The 22,020-nt window shown below is 61.0% G+C and carries 22 protein-coding genes; 9 read left to right on the top strand and 13 right to left on the bottom strand.

What is annotated here, in order from left to right; genetic code table 11:
- Positions 1-43: 43 nt before the first annotated feature.
- A complete protein-coding gene (gene xylF, locus LC094_RS14170) occupies positions 44-1,072 on the bottom strand; it encodes a D-xylose ABC transporter substrate-binding protein (protein WP_226553448.1) in 1,029 nt (342 codons plus the stop codon).
- Here xylF and LC094_RS14165 point away from each other — a divergent pair.
- The 3 genes from LC094_RS14165 (at position 1,071) to LC094_RS14155 (ending at position 4,090) form a co-directional block, all read left to right on the top strand.
- The gene (locus tag LC094_RS14165) at positions 1,071-1,247 is read left to right on the top strand and encodes a hypothetical protein (protein ID WP_226553447.1); all 177 of its coding nucleotides are present in this window, start codon (positions 1,071-1,073) and stop codon (positions 1,245-1,247) included. The two genes, xylF and LC094_RS14165, sit on opposite strands and share 2 nt — an antisense overlap.
- 78 nt (positions 1,248-1,325) lie before the next feature.
- A complete protein-coding gene (locus LC094_RS14160) occupies positions 1,326-2,564 on the top strand; it encodes an ROK family transcriptional regulator (protein ID WP_226553446.1) in 1,239 nt (412 codons plus the stop codon).
- Positions 2,561-4,090, top strand: a complete 1,530-nt coding sequence (locus tag LC094_RS14155) for a CRTAC1 family protein (protein ID WP_226553445.1) — start codon at positions 2,561-2,563, stop codon at positions 4,088-4,090. The genes LC094_RS14160 and LC094_RS14155 overlap by 4 nt, the downstream gene beginning before the upstream one ends.
- Before the next feature lie 2 nt (positions 4,091-4,092).
- Here LC094_RS14155 and LC094_RS14150 read toward each other — a convergent pair whose 3' ends face one another.
- From LC094_RS14150 to LC094_RS14140, 3 genes are all read right to left on the bottom strand, one after another.
- Complete coding sequence (locus LC094_RS14150) at positions 4,093-5,454, bottom strand: cytochrome-c peroxidase (protein ID WP_226553444.1); 1,362 nt, start codon at positions 5,452-5,454, stop codon at positions 4,093-4,095.
- Complete coding sequence (locus tag LC094_RS14145) at positions 5,435-6,268, bottom strand: TolB family protein (protein WP_226553443.1); 834 nt, start codon at positions 6,266-6,268, stop codon at positions 5,435-5,437. The genes LC094_RS14150 and LC094_RS14145 overlap by 20 nt, the downstream gene beginning before the upstream one ends.
- A gap of 77 nt (positions 6,269-6,345) precedes the next feature.
- On the bottom strand, positions 6,346-6,459 hold the full coding sequence (locus LC094_RS14140; RefSeq protein WP_226553442.1) for a D-lyxose/D-mannose family sugar isomerase: 114 nt from the start codon (positions 6,457-6,459) through the stop codon (positions 6,346-6,348).
- A gap of 179 nt (positions 6,460-6,638) precedes the next feature.
- Between LC094_RS14140 and LC094_RS14135 the strand changes: the two genes are divergently transcribed.
- Genes LC094_RS14135 through LC094_RS14125 form a run of 3 tightly spaced genes read left to right on the top strand, consistent with a single transcriptional unit; the run spans position 6,639 to position 9,195 of the window.
- A complete protein-coding gene (locus tag LC094_RS14135; protein ID WP_226553441.1) occupies positions 6,639-7,163 on the top strand; it encodes a TRAP transporter small permease in 525 nt (174 codons plus the stop codon).
- Positions 7,160-8,482: a TRAP transporter large permease gene (locus LC094_RS14130; RefSeq protein ID WP_226553440.1), complete on the top strand. Its 1,323-nt coding sequence runs from the start codon at positions 7,160-7,162 to the stop codon at positions 8,480-8,482. The genes LC094_RS14135 and LC094_RS14130 overlap by 4 nt, the downstream gene beginning before the upstream one ends.
- Positions 8,482-9,195 (top strand): phosphotransferase, encoded by a 714-nt coding sequence (locus LC094_RS14125; RefSeq protein ID WP_226553439.1) that lies wholly within the window; start codon positions 8,482-8,484, stop codon positions 9,193-9,195. Before LC094_RS14130 ends, LC094_RS14125 begins: the two co-directional genes overlap by 1 nt.
- A 5-nt stretch (positions 9,196-9,200) precedes the next feature.
- Here the strand turns inward: LC094_RS14125 and LC094_RS14120 are convergent, their stop codons facing one another.
- A complete protein-coding gene (locus LC094_RS14120) occupies positions 9,201-9,692 on the bottom strand; it encodes a MarR family winged helix-turn-helix transcriptional regulator (RefSeq protein WP_226553438.1) in 492 nt (163 codons plus the stop codon).
- Positions 9,693-9,773: 81 nt separating this feature from the next.
- Between LC094_RS14120 and LC094_RS14115 the strand changes: the two genes are divergently transcribed.
- Complete coding sequence (locus LC094_RS14115; RefSeq protein WP_226553437.1) at positions 9,774-10,667, top strand: DMT family transporter; 894 nt, start codon at positions 9,774-9,776, stop codon at positions 10,665-10,667.
- A 34-nt stretch (positions 10,668-10,701) separates the two neighbouring features.
- On the opposite strand, the gene LC094_RS14110 is transcribed toward LC094_RS14115, so the two are convergent.
- The 7 genes from LC094_RS14110 to prfB form a co-directional block, all read right to left on the bottom strand.
- The gene (locus LC094_RS14110) at positions 10,702-12,468 is read right to left on the bottom strand and encodes a SulP family inorganic anion transporter (protein ID WP_226553436.1); all 1,767 of its coding nucleotides are present in this window, start codon (positions 12,466-12,468) and stop codon (positions 10,702-10,704) included.
- 56 nt (positions 12,469-12,524) lie between these two features.
- On the bottom strand, positions 12,525-14,201 hold the full coding sequence (locus LC094_RS14105; protein WP_226553435.1) for a bifunctional protein tyrosine phosphatase family protein/NAD(P)/FAD-dependent oxidoreductase: 1,677 nt from the start codon (positions 14,199-14,201) through the stop codon (positions 12,525-12,527).
- Positions 14,202-14,299: 98 nt separating this feature from the next.
- Positions 14,300-14,713 (bottom strand): TIGR01244 family sulfur transferase, encoded by a 414-nt coding sequence (locus tag LC094_RS14100; protein WP_226553434.1) that lies wholly within the window; start codon positions 14,711-14,713, stop codon positions 14,300-14,302.
- A gap of 54 nt (positions 14,714-14,767) precedes the next feature.
- On the bottom strand, positions 14,768-15,658 hold the full coding sequence (locus LC094_RS14095; protein WP_226553433.1) for an MBL fold metallo-hydrolase: 891 nt from the start codon (positions 15,656-15,658) through the stop codon (positions 14,768-14,770).
- A gap of 34 nt (positions 15,659-15,692) precedes the next feature.
- Positions 15,693-16,136 (bottom strand): DUF6691 family protein, encoded by a 444-nt coding sequence (locus tag LC094_RS14090; RefSeq protein WP_226553432.1) that lies wholly within the window; start codon positions 16,134-16,136, stop codon positions 15,693-15,695.
- A 1-nt stretch (position 16,137) separates the two neighbouring features.
- The gene (locus tag LC094_RS14085; protein ID WP_226553431.1) at positions 16,138-16,587 is read right to left on the bottom strand and encodes a YeeE/YedE family protein; all 450 of its coding nucleotides are present in this window, start codon (positions 16,585-16,587) and stop codon (positions 16,138-16,140) included.
- Positions 16,588-16,858: 271 nt separating this feature from the next.
- A complete protein-coding gene (gene prfB / locus LC094_RS14080) occupies positions 16,859-17,980 on the bottom strand; it encodes a peptide chain release factor 2 (RefSeq protein ID WP_226553430.1) in 1,122 nt (373 codons plus the stop codon).
- Between the two features lie 138 nt (positions 17,981-18,118).
- On the opposite strand from prfB, the gene LC094_RS14075 reads away from it, so the two are divergent.
- A complete protein-coding gene (locus LC094_RS14075; protein ID WP_226553429.1) occupies positions 18,119-18,595 on the top strand; it encodes a GNAT family N-acetyltransferase in 477 nt (158 codons plus the stop codon).
- Between the two features lie 62 nt (positions 18,596-18,657).
- On the opposite strand, the gene LC094_RS14070 is transcribed toward LC094_RS14075, so the two are convergent.
- Positions 18,658-21,165, bottom strand: coding sequence for a penicillin-binding protein 1A (locus tag LC094_RS14070; protein ID WP_226553428.1), 2,508 nt, complete (start codon positions 21,163-21,165; stop codon positions 18,658-18,660).
- Between the two features lie 203 nt (positions 21,166-21,368).
- Between LC094_RS14070 and LC094_RS14065 the strand changes: the two genes are divergently transcribed.
- Entirely contained in the window at positions 21,369-21,977 is a 609-nt protein-coding gene (locus LC094_RS14065) for a class I SAM-dependent methyltransferase (protein ID WP_226553427.1), read from the top strand.
- Positions 21,978-22,020 lie beyond the last annotated feature (43 nt).

The raw sequence follows: 22,020 nt of genomic DNA, 5'->3' as shown, positions 1-22,020 counted from the left end.
TTGAATGGTTCGGGTCGTGCGAAAAATCCGATTTCGGATCAGATCAGTTACAGGGCGACGGACCGTCGGTGACGCCTTGGCACAGCGCATCCTTGGTGATCCAGCCGGCGTCTACCACCACGTCGAGATTGGCGGCGGTGATCGGAATGGGCCCGAGGAATTTCGCATCCATCTCCTGACCGCCCGGCGTGGTAAATTTCACCGTATCCGCGACGTCAGAGGCCATATCTCCACCGGCCAATTGCAGCGCGATCTCGGCAGCGTTTTTGCCCAGCTCGCGAGAGTCTTTCCACACCGACACGGTTTGCGTGCCAAGCGCGATACGGTTCAAAGCGGCGTGGTCGCCGTCCTGACCGGAGACCGGAATGCCCGCCATGCCCTGCGCCGCGAGTGCGGCCACAGCGCCACCGGCAGTGCCATCGTTGGAGGCCACGACCGCGTCCACATTGTTGTCATTGGCGGTCAGGATCGATTCCATGTTGCGCTGCGCATTGGCCGGAAGCCAACCGTCGGTATAGGCCTCGCCCACGATGGTGATGTCACCCGCGTCAATCGCCGCTTGCAGAACCTCTTGTTGACCGCCGCGCAGGAAATCGGCGTTCGGGTCGGTCGGCGAGCCTTTGATCATGACGTAATTTCCGGTCGGCTGGGCGTCGAACACGGCCTGCGCCTGAAGACGGCCCACTTCGACGTTGTCGAAGGTCAGATAGAAGGCGCGCGGGTCTTCGATCAGGCGGTCATAGGCGATCACCGGGATGTCTTCGTCAGCGGCCATTTGCACCGCCGGGATCACCGCCTGAGTGTCTTGGGCCAGAACGATGAGCGCATCGACGCCCTGAGCGATCAGGCTTTCGATGTCGGAAAGCTGTTTGGCGGAGGACGACTGAGCGTCCGCCGAGACATAGGTGGCGCCCGCCGCATCGAGCGCGGCCTTGATGGCGCCCTCGTCGGTTTTCCAGCGTTCTTCTTGGAAATTGGACCAGCTGACGCCGACCGTGAGACCCTCTGCCATCGCAGATGTCGTGAAACCGGCCGCCACGATCGTGGCCGCCATCAACATGGATTTACGCATGAATATCCTCCCAAATCTCCACGCCGATGCCGCCTCTCCTCCTCAAGAGCTGCGCAGGGCGGGGCCGACTCATCGTCGGCTGCTCAAATCATGGCATATTTATTTCGGCTGTCAAAAAAATAATCTCGCTTTTGCTCAAATATTGGGTGTAAATGAATCGAAAACCCATGATTAACGTCATATAATTCCTCTGATTTTATGCTGCAGGGCGGCATTTAATTAGGCAGTCAAACTATACAAAAAGGCAGGTGCCATGCCCGACACGGACCTCAAAACCGAAGATTTGGACGGCTGCGGCCCGCTGCTGCCCGAGCAGGACAGTCAGGCAAAATCCAACCGGCGCCAGGTCTTCGAGGCGGTGCGGGCCAGCGGCATCATCCCCCGCGTCGAATTGGCCCGCCAACTCGCGCTCTCGCCCGCAACGGTGACCCAGATCACCACGGAGCTGATCGAGGCAGGCCTCATTCAGGAAAGCGAATTGCCGCGCGAAGGCGACAGTCCGCGCGGGCGCCCGCCTGTGGGGCTTCGGGTGCAGGCCACGGCGGCAACGGTCGTGGGCATCAAAATCTCGGATCGGTCAAACTCCGCCGTCGTGCTGGACATGGCGGGCAATCTTTTGGGCTCAGCCACCCTGCCCGCACCGCCCACCGCGCGCAGCACGGAAGAGGTTTTGTCAGAGGCCGAAGCCATCATTCAGGCCGCTTTGGACGACGCAGGACCGGGCATCGAACCGCAGACCATCGCGCTCGGCCTGCCGGGCATGGTCGATTTCATCACCGGGCGCGTGCTTTGGTGTCCCTTTATGGAAGAGACCGACGTGCCTCTGCGCGATCTGTTGCAAAACCGGCTGCACCGGCCCGTGCGGATCGACAATGACGCCAACCTTTTGGCGCTGGCCGAGCTTTGGTTTGGCGAAGGCCGCGCGCTCGACAACTTTGCCGTGGTCTCGATTGAGCATGGCTTGGGGATGGGGTTGGTGATCCGCAATCAGCTTCATCGCGGCGGCATGGGCCACGGGATGGAATTGGGCCACACCAAGGTGCAACTCGACGGCGCGCTCTGTCGCTGTGGGCAACGTGGCTGTCTTGAGGCCTATGTGGCCGACTATGCGCTGGTGCGTGAGGCCCATACCGCGCTCAATCTCGGACATCAAAGCACCTGTGCCGATGTGATGCTGGAAACGCTCTATGCGCAGGCCAAGGACGGCAACGCGCTTGCGCGCACGATCTTTGCCCGCGCCGGACGCTATCTGGCGGCGGGGCTCGCGAATGTGGTGACGCTTTATGACCCCGCATTGATCCTTCTCTCCGGAGACCGCTTGCGCTACGACTATCTCTATGCCGAGGATGTGCTCAGCGAGACTCATGCCTTGACCTATCGCCCCGGACGCCCGCCGACCCCGGTGGAAATCCATGCCTGGGGCGATCTGGTCTGGGCGCGCGGTGCCGGGGCCTTGGCGCTTGATTTTGCGACGGAGATGCGTGTGGGATGAGCCGCCCGGTTGTGTTGAATACCAAAGCCTTGATTGCCAGTTTGAGCCTTGTGCCACTGCCGCTTTGGGCACAGTCGATCCCGCAGTTTCAGAACCGTTCCGATGCCCTGCCCGCACATATTTACGGTGGCGGCTGGGAACATTTTGTTGGCGGCGGCTTGGCGGTTTTCGACTGTAACGGCGACGGCATGCCGGAGATTTTCGCAGCCGGTGGGGAAAACCCGGCCAGCCTGATGTTGAACCGGTCTTTTCAGGGCGAAGACCTGTCCTTTGAGCCGGGCGAAATCATGGAGATGACCGGCGTCACCGGCGCCTATCCTTTGGACATTGACAGCAACGGCGTGACCGATCTGGCGGTGCTGCGCGTGGGTGAAAACCTTTTGCTGCGGGGCTTGGGCGACTGTGCGTTCGAGCGCGCCAATGAGGATTGGGGCTTTGACGGTGGCGATCGCTGGACCACGGCATTTACGGCCGGATGGGAAGACGGAGCCGCGCGCCCAACGCTGTTTTTCGGCAATTACGTGGATCGCGACAACCCGGACGGGCCGTTCGAGGCCTGTGACGTGAACGAGCTGCACCGACCTGTCGCGGGCGGCTATGAGAAGACCGTCTTGGAGCCGGGGTTTTGCACGCTCTCAGCACTGATCTCGAAAGGCGCGCGAGGCACGCAGAGCCTGCGCCTGTCGAATGATCGGCATTACTATGTCAAAGGCGGCTATGAGCAGTTGTACGACCTGCAAGAAAACCGGTTTCTGAATGATGCGGACGGTTGGGAAAAGGTTTCGCTTTGGGGCATGGGCATTGCCGAACGTGACATCGACGGCGACACCATCCCGGACGTGATGCTGACCTCCATGGGCGATCAGCTTTTGCAATTCGGCCAAGAGGACGGTCATTACAAAGCGGCGCCCTATGAGATCGGCACCTATGCGCATCGGCCGCATCTGGGCGGTGATGGGCGGCCCTCGACCGGCTGGTCGGCGGATTGGGGCGATGTCGACAATGACGCCCGCGCCGATCTGTTCATCGCCAAGGGCAATGTCGAACAGATGCCCAACAACGCCGCCCACGACCCCAACAACCTGTTGCAGCAAAAGCCCGACGGCACATTTCGCGAGGTCTCGATTGCGGCGGGTGTCGCCTCGATGGAGAAATCGCGCGGGGGGCATCTGGTCGATCTCAACGGCGACGGTTTGCTCGATTTGGTGGTGGTCAACCGGCAAAGCGCGATGGAGTTGTATCAGAACGTGACGCCGGGTGCGGGGCACTCTCTGGCCGTCAGCCTGCGCCAGCCGGGGCTGAACCCGGCGGCCGTGGGCGCCACGGTGGAGATTTTGACCAATCGCGGGTTGCAGCGGCAGGATGTTACTGTGGGCGGCGGACATGCTTCGGGTAAAGCGGTGCCTTTGCATTTCGGACTGGCGGATGCCGAAGTGGCGCAGGTCAAGGTGACATGGCCCGATGGCGAAGAAACCGGCTGGGTGGAGATCACGCAGTTCGACCGCTGGGTCGAGTTGGCCCGCTAAGGTTATTTCTCGAAGGTGAGGCCTGAGGGCACGGTGTCGGGAATACCCAACCGGCGCGGATCATCTTCAAGTGCCGCCAAAAATGCCATGAGAGCGTCGATGTCTTCGCCGGGCAGAATGCGATCTTCGACCTCGATGGCGGCCAGGATCGCCGCGCGGTCTGTCTCGCTGTTCATCACATTCCAATCGTCCTCAAGCCCCGGCACCTCCGGCAGCGTGGCGTGAAATCTCTCGTAATGCGCGAGGCTGTCGGCGGGGGCGAGATGGGCCACCACAAAAGACCGCAAATCGCTATAGGCTCCAGCGTGGCCATAGGGCGCGCTCAGGGTGACATTGCGCAGCGCGGGCGTGCGGAAGGCGTAGAGATCCTCGGCCTGCCCCGTCACCCGGTAGCGGCCTTCGTCGCGGTTGCCGCGTTCGAAATCGAGCGTCTTTCCGGGGCCAAGCTGCGGCTGTCCCATGGCGTGAAAATCGTGATCTGTCTGGAACTTACCGCTGTGACAGGTGGCGCATTCCGCCTCGCCGTAAAACAGCGCCATGCCCTTTTGCGCCGCCTCAGAGAGAGCCGCGTCATCACCGCGCAGGTAACGGTCAAAGGCACTGTCATCAGCGCGGAATTCAAACGCCATGAAGGCGGCAATGGCGTTGGAAATATCGGCAAAATGGACCCTGCGACCAAAGGCAATTTCCGGATAGACTTGCTCGAACCGGGCTTGATAGTCGGGGATCGCGGCGACTTTTTCCGCGATCATGTCCCAAGCGCCGCCCTCGCCCGAAAACCGACCCTGACGGATGGCTTTCGACAGCGGATTCTCACTCACCTGCCCGCCCATTTCATCGGGCGAGAGCACCGGGAAAGCGGCCTGCGTCGCCAGCACACCTGAGACGCGGGCAAAGAAATCGTCCTCGATGGGCACACGCAGCTCATCCCCAGTCATCTCCACGCGGCCGTCATGAAACATCACCGTGTATTCGCGCGCACCGAGATTGTAGAGCACCGGCGCGTTTCGCGGGATGCGATCCTCTGGAAGATTATCAGGGTTGGCGACACGGCTCGGGGCCAATCCCACACCGCCCTCGCCCATGCCCAATGACAGCCCATCGGAGGTTCCCAGACGCGGGTGATGACAGGTCGAACAGGAGATATTGTCGTTGCCCGACAGGATCGGATCGAAGAACAACAGCTGGCCCAATGCCGCCTCCGCCGGGTTTACAGTTACGTAATCTGCGTCCGTGATCGGATCGGGCAGCAGGGTACGATCAAACCCGTCCGCCACAGCTGGGCTCGCCAAACAGAGGGCGAGGAGGATCAGATAACGGCACATATACTCACAGGGCATATTTTCACGGTGCATATTCGACATAGGCAAAGGCCTGTCCATCGGGCGACCATGAGGGCGAATTGATCGTGCCCTGCCCACCGGTCAGCTGCACCAGAGTTTCCGTCGGCCGATCTGTCCCAGTCCAGAGCCGCAGCTCCACATGCATCCCCGGCGGATGGCCGACCGTGCCCTCGGGATAGGCAAGATAGACCACGCTGTCGCCATCCGGCGAGGGATGCGGGAACCAATTGACCATGGCGTCCTCGGTCATCCGCTCCAAACCAGAGCCATCGGGACGCACACGCCACAGCTCAGAGGCCCCAGTGCGGTCGGAATTGAACCAGATCCATTGGCCGTCGGCGGAGAAATCCGGTCCGTCGTAATGATGGGCGCCCGCGATCACGCAGGTCTCATGTCCGCCATCCGCCTGCGCCGTGTAGATGCCGAACAGCCCCTCACGCACGGCCGTGTAACAGATCGTGGCTCCGTCTGGCGAGATGCCGTGAAACCAGGACGGTTCTTTGCGGCTGACCTCGACAGGATCGTCATCCGTGTCTAGGTCCTGCCGCCAAATGCGCGCCGCGCCGCCAAAGGAATGATCGGTGAAATAAAGCGTTTCGCCGTCGGGCGACAGGCCGTGATCGTTGTTCAGATTGATGCAGAGCCCGGTGTCAATCTCGAGCAATTCCGGCTGGTCGAGATCGATCCAGAACAGGCTTCCATCGCCATTCACGATCAGCGCCGAACCGTCCGGCACCCAATTGGGCGCGGCAATTTCCATGTCGGTTTCAAGGACCGGAAAGGCCGCCTGCTCCTCGAGATCGTAAATCATCACACGTGAGACCCAGCCCGACATATCACCCCTCCCGGCACTTCTTTCAAAGCCACGCTACACCTTGGTTTGAGTGTCGACAATCACCTCAAACCATCCTCTCAAAGCCGACGCTCATATTCGCTGACCAAAAGACGCCGCTGCGCCTCCCCTTCCTCAATCTCGAAAAACCGCCCGTTGGGGTTGCGAAAGATATTGTCGGTGGCGCATTTCATTCTGGCTCTCTCATGCGAAACAGAGGGGGTCGACACCTGTTCCTCTCTCCCACGACAAGCAAATTTCACTCCCGGTCAAACCTCTTTCAAAGCGATTGGAGACGCATAAGAGCGATGATTTTCGGTTGACCGGAAAGGCGCAGCCGCTAAACCCGACATAGGTTTTGAGGGCAGGACATATGTATACCACAGTGTCGAAGCGGATCGGCCAATTGGCGCAGATCACGGCGCTTCTGGGCGGCATCGGGTTGTTCGCGGTGATCATAGTCACCTGTGTCTCCGTCGCGGGCCGGGCGCTCGATGGCTTGGGGCTGGGTCCCGTGCCGGGCGACATCGAACTCGTGGAGCTGGGCATCGGGTTTGCGGTCTTCTCCACCCTGCCCTACGCGCAGTTTTTCCGTACCCATGCCCGCGTCGATCTCTTCAAACCGGCCTTTGGTGCGCGGCCAAACCGGGTGCTCGATGTGATCGGAGAGCTGTTGATGTGCGCACTCACGCTGGGGCTGAGCTGGCGGCTTTGGTTCGGCATGCTCGACAAGGCCGCCTATCACGAGACCACTTTTATCCTGCAAATTCCGCTCGTTTGGGGCTACCGCGCTGCGATGGCGGTGATGGTGGTGGCCTGTCTCGTGGCGCTGTTTTCTGTGCTGCGCGCGATCCGTGCGCTCATCCTGCCCGAACCGCAGATGGAGGCCCCATCATGAGCCGCATCGAGATCGGCCTCTGGTCCTTCCCCGTCCTTCTCCTCTTGCTGTTCCTGCGCATTCCGATCGGGGTGTCGATGGCGGTGGTCGGCTTTGGCGGCGCCTATTTGCTCAACGGCAATTCCATCATGATGCTGAGCCAGCTCAAACATCTGACCTATGGTGAGTTCTCCTCCTATTCCTTTTCGATCATCCCGCTGTTTCTCCTGATGGGCCATTTCGCCACGTTGGGCGGCATGTCGACCGGGCTGTTTAAAGCGGCTGAGACCTGGCTTGGCCATCGCAAAGGCGGCGTCGCTATGGCGGCCGTCGGTGCCTGCGCAGGCTTTGGTGCGATTTGCGGATCTTCTCTGGCAACGGCTGCGACCATGGGCAAAACCGCGCTTCCTGAGTTGAAACGCAACGGCTACTCGGGCCGCCTCGCCACCGCCTCGCTCGCGGCGGGCGGCACTCTGGGCATCCTCATCCCGCCCTCGCTGATCCTCGTGATCTACGCCATGCTGGCCGAGGAAAACATCGCCAAACTGTTCCTCGCCGCCTTCGTTCCCGGCTTGCTCGCCGCCCTCGGTTACATGATCTGCATTTCGATCTACGTCCGCCTCCGCCCCGATTGTTGCAGTTCCCGCGCGCCTGCAAGCTGGGCGGAGCGCTTCACCGCGCTCATCAACGTCTGGCCGGTGATCGCAATTTTCGGCGCTGTCGTGGGCGGCATCTACTTGGGCATCTTCACCCCCACGGAAGGCGCCGCCGTGGGGGCCGCAGGCACCGGCCTCGTGGCCCTTTTGTCCGGCAGCCTCACCTGGCGCGGCGTCGCAGAAGCGATTTTCGAGACCGCCGCCTCGACCGGCATGATCTACCTGATCCTTCTGGGCGCCAAGATGTTCAACAATTTTCTGGCACTCTCCGGCTTGCCCATGGCCGCCGCCGGTTGGGCCGAGGGGCTGACGCTTTCGCCCTGGCTGATCCTCGCCGCGGTGCTGTTGATGTATCTCGCTTTTGGCTGTGTGATGGACAGTCTCTCGATGATTTTCCTCACCATCCCGATCCTTTACCCGATCATGGCGGGGCTTGATTTCGGCCTCACACCCGGCGAGTTCGGCCTCTGGTTCGGGGTCATCGTCTTGATCGTCGTCGAGGTCGGGTTGATCACGCCACCGGTTGGCATGAATCTCTTCATCATCAATGCTTTGGACCCCGACGTTCCGATCTCGGAAACCTTCAAAGGCACGTTGCCTTTCGTCCTCACCGACCTGATCCGGGTGGCGATCCTTGTGGCTTTTCCGGTGCTCACGCTCGGTCTCGTGCGGCTGATCTATTGATGTTGCCGCCCATTCATCTTTGGGGTCTTTCCGCCCCTCTCGAACCGCTTGGCGGCGGTCCTCGCAATGCGGTCTTTCGCACCTCCGAACTGGCGCAGGATGTGGTGTTCAAATCCACACGCCGCTCTGAGGCGCAGCTCCGATGGCTGGCCCCCGTCCATGACGCCGCCGAAGCGGCGGGCTTTACTGTGCCCCGCTTGATGCCCGCGCAGGACGGACGATTGGGACCGAATGGCTGGACCTGTGAGCCGCTGATCGATGGCCGTCCATTTCAGCCAGAAGACCTGCCGCGAATTGCCGACAAGATCGATGCCTTTCATCGAAATACCAGTAACTTACCGCAAAGACCCGACTTCCGATCGTCTTCCGATTTGCTCCATGAGACCTCCGGCGGCGATGTCGATCTTTGCGCCCTGCCCGCCGATCTGCTAGCGCTGTGCCGCAAGGCTTGGGGCGCTATGAGGGGCGAGATCGGCATCATTCATGGCGATCTGACCGCAGGCAATCTGATCCATACGGAAGAAGGCCCGGCCCTGATCGATTGGGATGAGGCGCGGGTGGATGATCTGGCGTTTGATATGCTGCGCACCCGGCCTGAGGCGGCAACGGCCGCTGAGAAAACCGCCGCACTGGCGTGGGAAGTGGCCTGTCGCTGGCAGGTCGAACCAGAGCACGCCGCCCTCGTCGCCCGCGTGTTGAAAAGCCGGCTTTAACGCCACTATAGCCTGTCTAACCAGCTCCTGAGCAAGCCATCGAGCTGCACGAATTCCTCGGCGCTCAACATTTCCGTCAGCCGTTTCTGCGTCGCAACGTGATCCTCGACCGCGCGGTCGATCACGGCAAACCCAGCCTCGGTCAGCGCCACAATCGCCCGGCGCGCATCGTTTTTGTCGCTGCGCCGCACAACCAGCCCCTGCGCCTCAAGCCGGTTGATCCGGTTTGTCACCGTACCCGAGGTGATCATCATCTGCGCCATCAAATCGCCCGCCGTGAGCGCATAGGGATCGCCCGAGCGGCGCAGGGTCGCCAAAAGATCGAAGCTTGCATAATTAAGGCCATGGCGGGCAAAGGTGGCCTCCATCGCCTCACTCAGCACACGTGCAAGCCGCCCCATCCGCCCAATGAGCGCCATGGGTTCGGTGGCCAGATCGGGGCGCTCAACGGCCCATTGCGCACGAATATCGTCGGGAGAAAGGGTCTTTTCACTCATGGTTCTGGAGTCTCAAAATTTTATCTTGACGTCAAGGCGCCTCCACCTATCTTGACGTCAAGATAAATGGAGAATCCCCAAGTGTCCCGCACGACATCCCGCACAACGGATCTGATCCTCACCGGCCTCGCCCCCGCCATCTGGGGGTCGAGCTACCTCGTCACCACGCGTTTTTTGCCTGAGGGCATCCCCGTCACCATCGCGCTGTTGCGCGCGCTTCCGGCCGGGATTTTGCTTTTGGTGATCCTGCGGCAACTGCCGCCTCTCAGCTGGGTGCCGAAACTTCTGGTGCTCGGCGCGCTGAATTTCACCCTGTTCTGGATCTGCCTCTTCGTCGCCGCCTATCGCCTGCCCGGCGGCGTGGCCGCCACTTTGGGCGCGACGCAGATGCTGATCATTCTGGGACTTTCCAGAGTGCTCCTTGGCACGCCAATGCGGCCCTTGGCGGTGCTCGCCGGGCTGATCGGCGTTGCGGGCGTGGGCGCGCTGGTGCTCTCGCCCAATGCCCAGCTTGATGGCTTTGGCCTTTTGGCCGCTTTCGGAGGCGCGGTCTCCATGGCGCTTGGCACCGTGCTCAGTCGCAAATGGACGCCGCCCGTGCCGCCGCTCACCTTCACGGCCTGGCAGTTGGTGGCGGGCGGGCTGTTGCTTGTGCCGCTGGCGATCTGGCTTGATCCGCCCACACCCGCCTTTACCGCGACGAACATGGCCGGCATCGCCTATCTCGGGCTGATCGGCGGCGCTTTGACTTATTACTTTTTCTTCCGGGGCATTGCCCGCCTTGGGCCAGCAACGGTCGCGCCTCTGGGCTTTCTCAGCCCGGTGACGGCGGTGGCTTTGGGACTGATCTTTGCGGGAGAGAGCCTGTCGCTGTTGCAAAGCCTCGGCATGGCGCTGGTGTTCTTCGCGGTCTGGCTTGGGCAATATGCGCAATCGCGCCCTGTGATGGCGGCCAAGGTCCAGCCCGCCGAATGAAAAACGCCCTCCCGATCTGGGAGGGCGCATCCGTTTAGGCCGCGTCGCTGGCGGGTGTGGGAGAGGTCACATCGCCTAGAGCCTTCATCGCCGCGAACTGGCTGAGGAAGACCTGCCCCGTCAGATCGTGCAGGAAATGCGATTTCTGCAGGCGGTCCATCACCGGGCCTTTGACCTCCGAGAGATGCAGCTGAATGCCGCCGTCGGCCAGGCGCCGGTTGATTTCTTCGAGCGCTTCCAAGGCCGAGGTGTCGATCTCGTTGACCGCAGGACACATCAGCACGATATGTTTGAGCGCTTCATCGCCAGCAACCCGATCGAGGATATAGTCTTCAAGGAACCGCGCATTGGCAAAATACAGGCTCTCATCGACCCGGATCGTCACCACCTCAGGGGTCGTCAACACGTCATGCCGGTTGATGTTGCGGAAATGCTCGGTGCCCGGAACAAGGCCGACTTCTGCAATATGCGGTTTCGAGGTCTTATAGAGATGCAGCGCGATCGACAGGATCACCCCCGCAGACACACCCACCTCTACACCTGAGACCAGTGTCAGAACGATGGTTGCCATCACGGCGGTGAAATCGGCTTTCGAGTAGTCCCAAGTGGTCTTTAGGATTTTGAAATCCACCAGCGAGAGTACGGCGACGATGATGGTTGCGGCCAATGTGGCCTGCGGCAGAAAATAGATCAGGGGCGTCAAAAACAGCGCTGCGATGGCGAGACCGATGGCTGTGAAGGCGCCAGCGGCAGGCGTCTCGGCGCCCGCATCAAAGTTCACGACAGAGCGCGAGAACCCGCCCGTGACCGGAAAACCACCGGTGAAGGCCGCACCAAGGTTGGCGGCGCCCAGACCGATCAATTCCTGATCGGGATCGACGCGTTGACGTTTTTTGGCGGCCAAGGTTTGCGCGACCGAGATGGATTCCACGAAACCGATGATCGAAATCAGAAGCGCCGGGATGAAAAGCTGTTTCAACAGCGCCAAAGAGCTGATCGGCCAGGTGAAGGGCGGCAGGCTTTGCGGCACCTCGCCGACGATGCGCACGCCGTGTTCGTCGAGGCGGAAGACCCCGACCACAAGCGTGGTGACGAAAACCGCCGCGACGGGGCCAGCTTTGGTGATCACATCGGCCAGTCGCGGGCCGAGGCCGAGTTTTTTCAACAGGGGTTTCAATCCCTTGCGGACCCAGAACAGGAAAGCGGTGGCCAGAACACCAATCACCAAAGTGATGAAATTCATCTCGGAGAGATGCGCCCAGAGGCTCTCCAACAGGTGCAAAAGCGTGTGCCCGCCCGCGCTGACGCCGAAGATGTGTTTGAGCTGAGAGGCGGCGATCAGGATACCCGAGGCGGTGATGAACCCCGCGATGACCGGATGCGACAGGAAATTCGCCAGAAAGCCCAGCCGGAACACGCCCAAGGTCACCAACATCGCGCCCGACATGAAGGCCAGCGTGATGGCGGCGGTGGCATAGCCCGCCGTGCCCTGTTCGGCCACCTGCCCGACAGCCGCGGCGGTCATCAAAGAGACCACGGCAACAGGCCCGACCGCCAAAGCGCGCGAGGTGCCGAACACCGTATAGAGCATGATCGGCACGATGGAGGCATAAAGCCCCGCCTCGGGCGGCAGGCCCGCGAGCAGAGCGTAGGCCAGAGATTGCGGGATCAGCATGATGGTCACGATGATCGCGGCCACCCCGTCATTGGCAAAGGCGTTGGCGTTATACTTCGAGCCCCAGTCAAGAATGGGGAGGTAGCGCTTCAAAAGACGCGGGTCGAACGACAGTTTAGATGACACGGGCGGTGTCCTTTCAGATTGGTCATAAAGGGCGGACCACGGCCCGCCCTTCGCACTTATTTCGCCGAGACTTTCTCAGGCTTGATCATCCATTCCTTGCCGCGCAGCATGGCCTTCCAATAGATGGGCGGCAGGATCTGTTCCTTGAGCCACCAGGCCTTGCGCGTCGGTTTTGTGCCGTCGAGCACCCATTTCGGGAAAGAGGGCAACAGCACCCCGCCGTAGCCGAATTCCGCGAGAACGATCTTGCCCTTCTCCACCGTCAGCGGACAGGAGCCGTAGCCGTTGTACCCCGCCTGCGGGCCTTTGCCGTCGATGTCGGCGGCGACGTTCATCGCCACGATCGGCGCCTGCATCCGGGCGGCGGCGGCAGTTTTCGCATTGGGCGCGTTCATCACATCGCCCAGAGACCAGATGTTGTCGAACTCCTTGTGGCGCAGCGTGACCTGATCCACATCGACCCAGCCGCTCGCGTCAGACAAGGGCGAGACCTTGATGAAATCTGGCGCGCTTTGCGGCGGCACCACATGGATCATGTCGAAATCGACGGTCACCTCGGTGGGCGCGCCGTCGGGTTTCGCGACGGTGAAGGTGGCTTTCTTCGCCGCACCGTCGATGGATTTGAGGGTGTGGAAGAAGTTCAGATTGGCGCCGTAGCGTTCGACATAGCTTTCCAGCGCCGGGACGTAATCTTTGACGCCAAAGAGCACCCCGCCCGCGTTCATGAACTGAATGTCGATGTTGCCGAGAACTCCGACCTCTTCCCAAGTGTTGGCCGAGAGATACATCGCCTTTTGCGGCGCTCCGGCGCATTTGATCGGCATCGGAGGCTGGGTGAAGACGGCCTTTCCGCCTTTCAGCCCTTTGACCAACTCCCACGTGTAAGGGGCCAGATCGTAACGATAATTCGAGGTCACGCCGTTCTTGCCGAGCGTCTCCACGAGGCCCTCGATCTTATCCCAATCAAGCTTTAACCCCGGACAGACGATCAGACGGTCGTATTTCACCACCCGGCAACCGTCGAGGATCACCGCGTTGTTCTTTGGTTCAAAAGCCGCGACTGCGGATTTGAGCCAATGCACCCCGCGCGGAATGAGCGACCCCATGGTTTTCGCCGTGGTGGAAGGTTCAAACACGCCTGCGCCGACCATCGTCCAGCCGGGTTGGTAATAGTGGATGTCCGCCGGGTCGATGATCGCGATGTCGAGGTCCGGTTTGCGCGTCTTCAGAGACGCCGCGACGGCCACACCAGCCGCGCCCCCGCCGACGATCACCACGTCATGTTTCGCGTCTTCGACGCTATCAGTGGGCGTCACGCCGCCATTGGCGATGCGGCGCGCCACGCCGGTCATGTCGTAGCCTGCGGCATTGGTGGCGGCCAAAATGTCGACCACGGATTTCTCCTTGGCCATCGCCAGGGACCAAAGCGTCGTGGTGCGCGTGCCTGTGCGGCAATAGCCAAAGACCGGCCCCGGAAGTTCCGTCAAAGCTTGGCGAAAGGCGGTGGCGGTCTCTTCGGTCACCATGCCGGGCGTCACCGGCAGGTAGAGAAACTCAAGGCCCTCGGCCTCGGCGGCGCGCGCCATTTCCTCATGCGTCGGCTGGTCGGCGGCCTCGCCGTCGGGGCGATTGCAGACCACTGCGCGAAAGCCGCGGCGTTTGAGTTTGGCCATGTCTTCGGGCTGAACCTGCCCAGAGACGGACAGGCCGTCCGTGATCCGTTTGATCTCCATTGCGTGCGTCTCCTCGCTCATGTGGGGACGTGTCCGCCCCCTCAGGCGAGATGTCCCGAAAACCGTTGTGGTTGACGGGACAGGCACGAGTTGGCTTGTTATCCCGCCAGATAGGGTCTCAGACCCGTCATGTCATAGCCCGCCTCTGCGGCCTGGCTAATGATCGTCTCCGGCTCCATCTGACCGGATTGCGCCAAGGCCCAAGCGGTGGTCGAGCGGGTGCCGGAGCGGCAATAGGCGTAGACCGGAGCGGGCAGCTCAGACAGCGCCCGGGCGGTCTCAGAAATCAGCTCCTCGGTGAACTGGCCGGGGAAGATTGGCAGATAGGCAAAGCTCAGCCCCGCCTCTTTCGCCGCCTGTTCCAGAACGTCTGACGCCAGACCCGGCTCCACCTCCATGTCCGGGCGATTGCAGATCAGCGTCTTGAACCCCTTCTCCTTGAGGATCGTCACCTCCTCGGGGGTGATTTGGCCGCTGACCGTGATCTGATCGTTGATCTTGTTGAATTCCATTGTCGCGTCTCCTGTGCGTGGAACCGGTCTGGCCCCACGCAACAAGAGATGCGATCAGAGGCCGTTCACCGGAACTTTGAGGAAAGTCTTACCGTCCTGATCCGCTGGCGGCAATTCACCTGCGCGCATATTCACCTGCAAAGAGGGAATAATCAGACGCGGCATGGCCAGTTGAGCATCGCGCTCCTCGCGGAATTTGACGAATTCCTCTTTGGATTTGCCGCCGCCGACGTGGATGTTGTGTTGCTTCTCGGCGCCCACGGTGGTTTCCCACGCGATGTCGCGCCCGTTCGGACCGTAGTCGTGGCACATGAAGAGACGCATGTCGTCCGGCAGAGCCAGCACTTTCTGGATCGAGTCGTACAGGACGCCCGCGTCACCCCCCGGGAAGTCGGCGCGCGCAGAGCCACCATCGGGCATGAACAGCGTGTCGCCGGTAAAGGTCGCATCGCCCATCACATGCACCATACAGGCGGGCGTGTGGCCCGGCGTGTGCATGGCGAAACAGTGCATCGAGCCGACGGAATATGTGTCGCCATCCTTGAACAATCGGTCGAATTGCGAGCCGTCGCGCTGGAATTCGGTGCCTTCGTTGAAGACCTTGCCAAAGGTTTCCTGCACCGTGACGATATGCTCGCCGATGCCGATTTTACCGCCGAGCGCATCTTGGATATAGGGCGCGGCAGAGAGGTGGTCGGCGTGGACATGGGTCTCGATCAGCCATTCGACCTTAAGCCCCTGCTCTTTCACATAGGCGATGATCTCGTCGGCGGATTCGTAGGTGATACGACCGGCGGCGTAGTCGATGTCCATCACACTGTCGACGATGGCGCAGGCGTCCGAGGCCGGGTCTTTCACCACATAGGAAATCGTCCATGTGGCCGGATCGAAAAAGGCTTTGACCTCAGGTTTGACCGACAGATCGACGGGGTAGTTGGATGCCATGTTATGTTCTCCTCTCATCTCTGGCGCGGACCTGTCAGGCCGCACGCCTTGCGGCACGGGCCGCGGTGTATTTCATCAGGACTTTGGCCGCGAAGATGCCTGCCACGAGGGCCACAAAGAACAGCCAGACCTGCGGGTTGAACGTGCCCAAAGCCGGCAAAGCGCCGCCCGGACAAAAGCCCGCGATGCCCCAGCCGACGCCAAACACCAAAGAGCCGCCCACCAGCTTGGCGTCGATGACGCGCGAGGTCGGCACGGTGAATTTCGGCTCGAAGGCCGGGGTCTCGTAGCGTTTGAAAACGAAGCGGTAACCAAAGAAGGACACCACCACTGCGCCGCCCATCACAAACATCAAGGATGGATCCCAAACGCCGAAAAAGTCGAAGAAATTCAGAACTTTTGCCGGATTGGCCATGCCAGACATCGAGATGCCGAGGCCAAAGATCAGCCCGATCACATAGGTCACGATCAGCTTCATCTTATGCCCCTCCAAAGATGTGGCGAATGACGAAGACCGTCACTGCGGTCGAAGCCATGAAGGACAGCGTTGCCACGATGGAGCGCGGCGACAAACGCGCCATGCCGCAGACCCCGTGGCCGGAGGTGCAGCCGGAGCCATAGCTCACGCCGATGCCGACAATGAAGCCGCCAATCAAAAGCGCGCCTTTGGTCACGGGCACATCCACTGCGGGAAAATGGCCGGTGAACAGCGCGTAGACGAGCGGACCGGTAACCATGCCTGCCAAAAGCACGGCGCGCCAGGCCCAATCAGACGAGTTCACAGGCGTCAGAAATCCCGCAAGAATGCCGGTGGCGCCAAAGATACGCCCCTGAAAGGCCATCAAGAGTACAGCGGCGGTGCCGATCAGCATGCCACCGATGAGCGAGACAAAGGGGGTGAACTCCGTGGGCGCGATTTCGGTCATCATGTCGCCTGCCCTCCGCGAAAAGCCTGAGGAAGCTCCCGAGCTTGGGTCCGATTTGTCATGTGCGTTTCCTTGTTTTGTGCAGGTTGCCCCGCTTGGCCCTCACTTTATGCCAGCATGCGCGGGCCTGTCGGTGAGTTTGTCACATTGGCGCAAAGCGACCTTACGGCAAGTCTTACACGAAGAGCGGATCACCTCATGAAAAAAGGCCCCGATCAGGGGCCTTTGATGTCTTTTCCGATCCCGAATGATACACCCGGAATACTCTTCCGGATCACTCGCCTTGCGCATCTGCGCGCGATTTGCCCGCGACATTCATCGCCAGCGTCGCCGCCATGAATTTGTCGAGATCGCCATCAAGTACGCCTTGGGTGTCGGAGGTCTCGTAATTGGTGCGCAGGTCTTTGACCATCTGATAGGGCTGCATCACGTAAGAGCGGATCTGGTTGCCCCAACCTGCCGAGCCTTTGCTTTCATGCGCCTCGTTGATCGCCGCGTTGCGACGGTCCAGCTCCAACTGGTAAAGCCGCGATTTCAGCGCCTTCATGGCGATGTCACGGTTTTGGTGCTGCGACTTCTCGGAGCTGGTCACCACGATGCCCGTCGGCGCGTGGGTGATCCGCACGGCGGAGTCGGTGGTGTTCACGTGCTGCCCGCCCGCGCCAGACGAGCGATAGGTGTCGATGCGGATGTCGGCGGGGTTCACCTCGATCTCGATGTTGTCATCGACCACCGGATAGACCCAGACGGAAGCAAAAGAGGTCTCGCGCGTGCCCTTGCCGAAGGGCGAGATGCGCACCAGACGGTGAACGCCGCTCTCAGACTTCAGCCAGCCATAGGCATTGTGGCCGGAGATCTTATAGGAGACGGATTTGATCCCCGCCTCGGAGCCCGCTTCTTCGGATTGCAATTCGACGGTGTAGCCTTTCTTCTCAGCCCACCGCACATACATGCGCTGCAACATCGAGGCCCAGTCGCAGGCCTCCGTGCCGCCCGCGCCCGCGTTGATCTCGAGGAAGGTGTCGTTGGAGTCCGCTTCGCCATCCAGCAAAGCCTCAAGCTCTTTCGCCGCCGCCGTTTCCGCCAGCGCCTTGAGCGTGTCTTCGGCCTCGGTGACGACCTCTTCGTCCTCTTCCATCTCGCCCAATTCGATCAGCTCGATGTTGTCCTTCATGTCCTGCTCAATGGAGGTCGCGGTTTTGAACGCATCCATCAACATCTGGCGATCGCGCATGAGTTTCTGGGCGCGCTCCGGGTCGTCCCAAAGCGTCGGGTCCTCGATCATCGCGTTGAACTCTTCGAGGCGATGCGGCGCGGTGTCCCAATCCATGCGCTGTTTGAGCAGGGCCACGGATTTTTCGATTTTCGCAACGGTATTCTGAATTTCAGCGCGCACGGCAGGTCACCTTATCGGTCTTTTGAACGTTTGCCGAGAGATACGCGTTGCAGCGCCCGGAGGCAAGGGGCGTCACTCTTCCGTGTTCTGCCTCTTGTTGCCTTGACCGTGGCGCGGCGTTCTGGCCCTTTTCGCGTCATGACAGCACATAATATCCAATTTGCCCGCCTGAGCGACATTCCCACCGAACGCCTCACCGCCCATATGAGCGATCCTTTTGTGGCCGCGCATATGCCGCTTTTGACCGGCACCTGGACCGATGCGATGACACGGGACTGGGTGGCCGCCAAAGAGGCGCATTGGGCGACGCATGGCCTTGGGCATTGGGCGTTTCTCGACCACGGCACCTATGTCGGCTGGGGCGGGTTCGAGCGCGAAGGCGAAGACTGGGATTTCGGTCTGGTCCTCACCCGCGAGGCGGTCGGCCTCGGGCGCGCCATCACAAAGCTGGCTCTGGACACCGCGCGACAAGACCCGCGCATCGACAGTGTGACCTTTCTCTTGCCCCCCACCCGACGTCACACGGGCGCGCTCCTCCGTCTGGGGGCGGTGCAAGAAGGGGATGTGGAGCTTCACGGGGAGCGGTTTCAGAAATTTCGGCTTCGTCTGTCCTGACGCATGGACACATAAAAAGAGGCCCATCTCTGGGCCTCTTTTTTTTCGATCCGATCTGAACCTTAGTACAAGCCGCCCGACGAGAGCGAGTTGATCGTCGCTTTCTCGGGCACCCTGATCGTTCGACCTGTCGAGGTTTGCACCTCACGCTCGCCCGATGAGCTGGTTTGACCTTCGAACAATGGCAGGTCGGCGCCCATGGCAAAGCCACCGTCATACATCAGGCCAAAGATCGGCTCTTCGCCATCGCGAAAATATTCCGCCACGACATTCGGACCAGAGGCGCTGTCGTTCAGACGCGCGCCGGTATAGCGGTCGATTTTGATGAAATGGCCGCCCGGGGGCACTTTGAATTTGCCGCCGCCGTATTTCTTCACCGCGTCCTGCATGAAATCGTTGAACACCGGACCGCAGAAACCGCCGCCCGAGGCGCCCCGCATTGCGCGCGGCGTGTCGTAGCCGATGTAACAGCCCGCGACGATGTTCGAGGTAAAGCCCATGAACCATGCGTCTTTACCGTCGTTCGTGGTGCCCGTCTTGCCCGCCACCGGCACCGGCAGGTTGACCTGACCGGCGGCCGTACCGCGTTGGACCACGCCCTGCATCATCGACGTCAGCTGATAGGCGGTGATCGCGTTGATCATGCGCTCGCGGTTCGTCACGATTTTGGGCGCGACGCCGGGGGCCAGAGAGGCCACTTCGCATTCTTCGCAGACCCGCTGGTCATGGCGATAGATCGTCCGCCCGTAACGGTCCTGCACCCGGTCAACGAGCGTCGGCTCGACGCGTTCGCCGCCATTGGCGAACATGGCGTAGGCAGAGACCATTTTGAACACGGTGGTTTCCTCGGCGCCGAGAGAGGAGGCGAGATATTGCCCCATGTGGTCATAGACGCCAAAGCGTTCGGCATAGCGCGCCACCGTGTCCATGCCGACCTCTTGCGCGAGGCGGATGGTCATCAGGTTTCGCGATTGCTCGATCCCGGTCCGCAAGGGCGTCGGGCCGTAGAATTGACGCGAGGCGTTTTTCGGGCGCCAGACGCCTTGGGGCGTGTTGATCTCGATCGGCGCGTCGACGACGATGGTCGCGGGGGTAAACCCACTGTCGAGCGCTGCGGCGTAGACGAAGGGCTTGAAGCTTGAGCCCGGCTGGCGCGTGGCCTGCGTGGCGCGGTTGAAGACCGAGTTCTGATAGGAGAACCCGCCCTGCATCGCGATCACACGGCCGGTGTTGACGTCCATCGCCATGAAAGCGCCCTGCACTTCCGGCACCTGACGCAGCGACCAGCGGATCAGATCACCCTCACCATTGTTGCCCGTGGTCATGCGGCGGATGTGCACCACGTCGCCGCGGGTGAAATTGTCCCTAAACGAGCCGCGCATCCATTTGATGTCCTCGCGCGGCACGGAGACCTCGCCGACGCCGTCCTCGACCATCACCGAAATGGCGCTGTCGCCCACCTCGTTCACCGCGCCGACATACCATTTGCCGTCGAGCGTCACGTCGCGCGCCACACGGATCTCAGAGAGCGCCGTCTCCCATGTGCCATTGTCCAATGTGGCCGCGTCGATGGTTTTGCCGGTGCCGCGCCATTGGCCCATACCGCGATCCAGAGCTTCGAGCCGCTTTTGCAGCGCATGTGCCGCGTTGGTCTGCATCTCGGGATCGATGGTGGCACGGATCGACAGACCGCCTTCGAAGAACTCCTCTTCGCCGAAGTTCTTCGACAGTTGGCGACGGATTTCGTCGGTGAAGTAATCGCGCGTCGGCAGGCTCTCGCGGTAGCTCGGATAATCCCCGGTCTGCACCGATTTGATCGGCTTTTCGCGGGCCGTTTCATAGGCCTCCTGCGTCAGATAGCCGTTCTCATACATCTCGCGCAGCACGTAGTTGCGGCGCGTCAGTGCGGCGTCGTAATTCTTCGCCGGGTTGTAGGAATAAGGCGCCTTCGGGTGGATCGCGAGAAACGCCGCCTCTTCCGGCGCAAGTTCCGACAGGCTTTTGTTGAAATAGCTCTGCGCCGCCGCCGTCACCCCGAAAGAGCGCACACCCAAATCGATCTCGTTGAGATAAAGCCCGAGGATTTCGTCTTTGGTCAGGGTCTGTTCGAGACGCGTCGCCAGGATCAATTCCTTGATCTTGCGCTCGGCGGAGCGCGAACCGTCGAGCAGGAAGTTCTTCATCACCTGCTGGGTGATCGTCGAGGCGCCGCGCAGAGGACCACCCTGTGCTGCGGTCAAAGCCGCCGCCACCATGCCGCGCAGGTCATAGCCCCTGTGGTGGTAAAAGTTCTTATCCTCGGCGGAAATAAAGGCGTTTTTCACCAGATCGGGGATTTCCTCGGGCGGTGTGTAGAGGCGACGCTCTCTGGCGAATTCGTCGATGATACGGCCTTCGTTGGAATAAATCCGCGAAATCGTCGGCGGTTGATATTGGGCCAGAGCTTCGTGATTGGGCAAATCGCGACCGTACATCCAGAAGATGCCGCCAACGACAAGCGCCAGCAAAAACAGCCCCGTGGTGATCCACGAGAAGATTGTGCCAAAAAACGAAAAGATAAATCTGAGCACTGAAGAGCCTTTCCCACACCACAACACCCGCGCTGACTCGCATCGGAACCGCCCGGGTTTGCCCCTCCTTATACAGCGTGGAGGCCGTGGTCAAAACATCCCCGGCCAGTTCGCGCGCAAATGTGAGCAGAAAGGCGCCGCTCGTGAGGTGGATGTGAACAGAGCCGCTTGCTCTAGGTGCGCGTCCCGCCTATCTGCGAGGCATGAGACCTGAAGACATCCTTCCGACCTATGAACGTCAGGCCCGCGCTTTCGACATCGCGCGGTCCAAGACCCTGTTCGAGCGCCCCTGGCTTGACCGGATGCTGGGCTATACGCCGCAGACCGAGGGCAAGCGCCATGTGCTTGATCTGGGGTGCGGCTCGGGTCGGCCGATTGCACAGTATCTTTATGACCGCCGCTGCGAGGTGACGGGTGTGGATGGTGCCGCCGCCATGGTCGCGCTGTTCCAACAAAACCTGCCCCGCGCGCGCGCCATTCGCGCCGACATGCGGGGGCTTGATCTGGGCGAGACCTTCGATGCGGTCGTGGCCTGGGACAGTTTTTTTCACCTCACCGCCGAAGACCAGCGGGCGATGTTTACGACCTTCGCCAAACACCTCGCCCCGCGTGGCGTGTTGCTCTTCACCTCCGGCCCCGACGCGGGCGAAGCCATCGGCAATGTCGAACATGAGACCGTCTACCACGCCTCGCTTGCGCCCGAAGAATACCGCCAGTTGATGGCAAATGAGGGCATCGAGGTGATCGCGTTTACCCCCGAAGACCCCGGTTGCACCGGGCATTCCGTCTGGTTGGCGCGCAAGAGCGGCTGAACGGCCCTCCCCTGAGGTGATCCCTGAGGCGAAGTGGTTTTCA

The organism is Celeribacter naphthalenivorans, from assembly GCF_020524585.1.
Taxonomy (GTDB): Bacteria; Pseudomonadota; Alphaproteobacteria; order Rhodobacterales; family Rhodobacteraceae; genus Celeribacter; species Celeribacter naphthalenivorans.
The sequence above is the reverse complement of the archived record's forward strand: the minus strand, read 5'-3'. Positions and strand labels throughout refer to the sequence as shown.

What these genes read in the sequence shown, in the direction of transcription:
- LC094_RS14155 (WP_226553445.1), top strand. Translation starts at nt 2,561, where the DNA reads ATGAGCCGCCCGGTTGTGTTGAATACCAAAGCCTTGATTGCCAGTTTG.
- LC094_RS14135 (WP_226553441.1), top strand. Translation starts at nt 6,639, where the DNA reads ATGTATACCACAGTGTCGAAGCGGATCGGCCAATTGGCGCAGATCACG.
- LC094_RS14090 (WP_226553432.1), bottom strand. Translation starts at nt 16,136, where the DNA reads ATGAAGCTGATCGTGACCTATGTGATCGGGCTGATCTTTGGCCTCGGC.
- LC094_RS14120 (WP_226553438.1), bottom strand. Translation starts at nt 9,692, where the DNA reads ATGAGTGAAAAGACCCTTTCTCCCGACGATATTCGTGCGCAATGGGCC.
- LC094_RS14085 (WP_226553431.1), bottom strand. Translation starts at nt 16,587, where the DNA reads ATGATGACCGAAATCGCGCCCACGGAGTTCACCCCCTTTGTCTCGCTC.
- LC094_RS14130 (WP_226553440.1), top strand. Translation starts at nt 7,160, where the DNA reads ATGAGCCGCATCGAGATCGGCCTCTGGTCCTTCCCCGTCCTTCTCCTC.
- LC094_RS14145 (WP_226553443.1), bottom strand. Translation starts at nt 6,268, where the DNA reads ATGTCGGGCTGGGTCTCACGTGTGATGATTTACGATCTCGAGGAGCAG.
- LC094_RS14065 (WP_226553427.1), top strand. Translation starts at nt 21,369, where the DNA reads ATGAGACCTGAAGACATCCTTCCGACCTATGAACGTCAGGCCCGCGCT.
- LC094_RS14095 (WP_226553433.1), bottom strand. Translation starts at nt 15,658, where the DNA reads ATGGCATCCAACTACCCCGTCGATCTGTCGGTCAAACCTGAGGTCAAA.
- LC094_RS14075 (WP_226553429.1), top strand. Translation starts at nt 18,119, where the DNA reads ATGACAGCACATAATATCCAATTTGCCCGCCTGAGCGACATTCCCACC.
- LC094_RS14165 (WP_226553447.1), top strand. Translation starts at nt 1,071, where the DNA reads ATGAATATCCTCCCAAATCTCCACGCCGATGCCGCCTCTCCTCCTCAA.
- xylF (WP_226553448.1), bottom strand. Translation starts at nt 1,072, where the DNA reads ATGCGTAAATCCATGTTGATGGCGGCCACGATCGTGGCGGCCGGTTTC.
- LC094_RS14125 (WP_226553439.1), top strand. Translation starts at nt 8,482, where the DNA reads ATGTTGCCGCCCATTCATCTTTGGGGTCTTTCCGCCCCTCTCGAACCG.
- LC094_RS14100 (WP_226553434.1), bottom strand. Translation starts at nt 14,713, where the DNA reads ATGGAATTCAACAAGATCAACGATCAGATCACGGTCAGCGGCCAAATC.
- LC094_RS14140 (WP_226553442.1), bottom strand. Translation starts at nt 6,459, where the DNA reads ATGAAATGCGCCACCGACAATATCTTTCGCAACCCCAACGGGCGGTTT.
- LC094_RS14160 (WP_226553446.1), top strand. Translation starts at nt 1,326, where the DNA reads ATGCCCGACACGGACCTCAAAACCGAAGATTTGGACGGCTGCGGCCCG.
- LC094_RS14105 (WP_226553435.1), bottom strand. Translation starts at nt 14,201, where the DNA reads ATGGAGATCAAACGGATCACGGACGGCCTGTCCGTCTCTGGGCAGGTT.
- LC094_RS14150 (WP_226553444.1), bottom strand. Translation starts at nt 5,454, where the DNA reads ATGTCGAATATGCACCGTGAAAATATGCCCTGTGAGTATATGTGCCGT.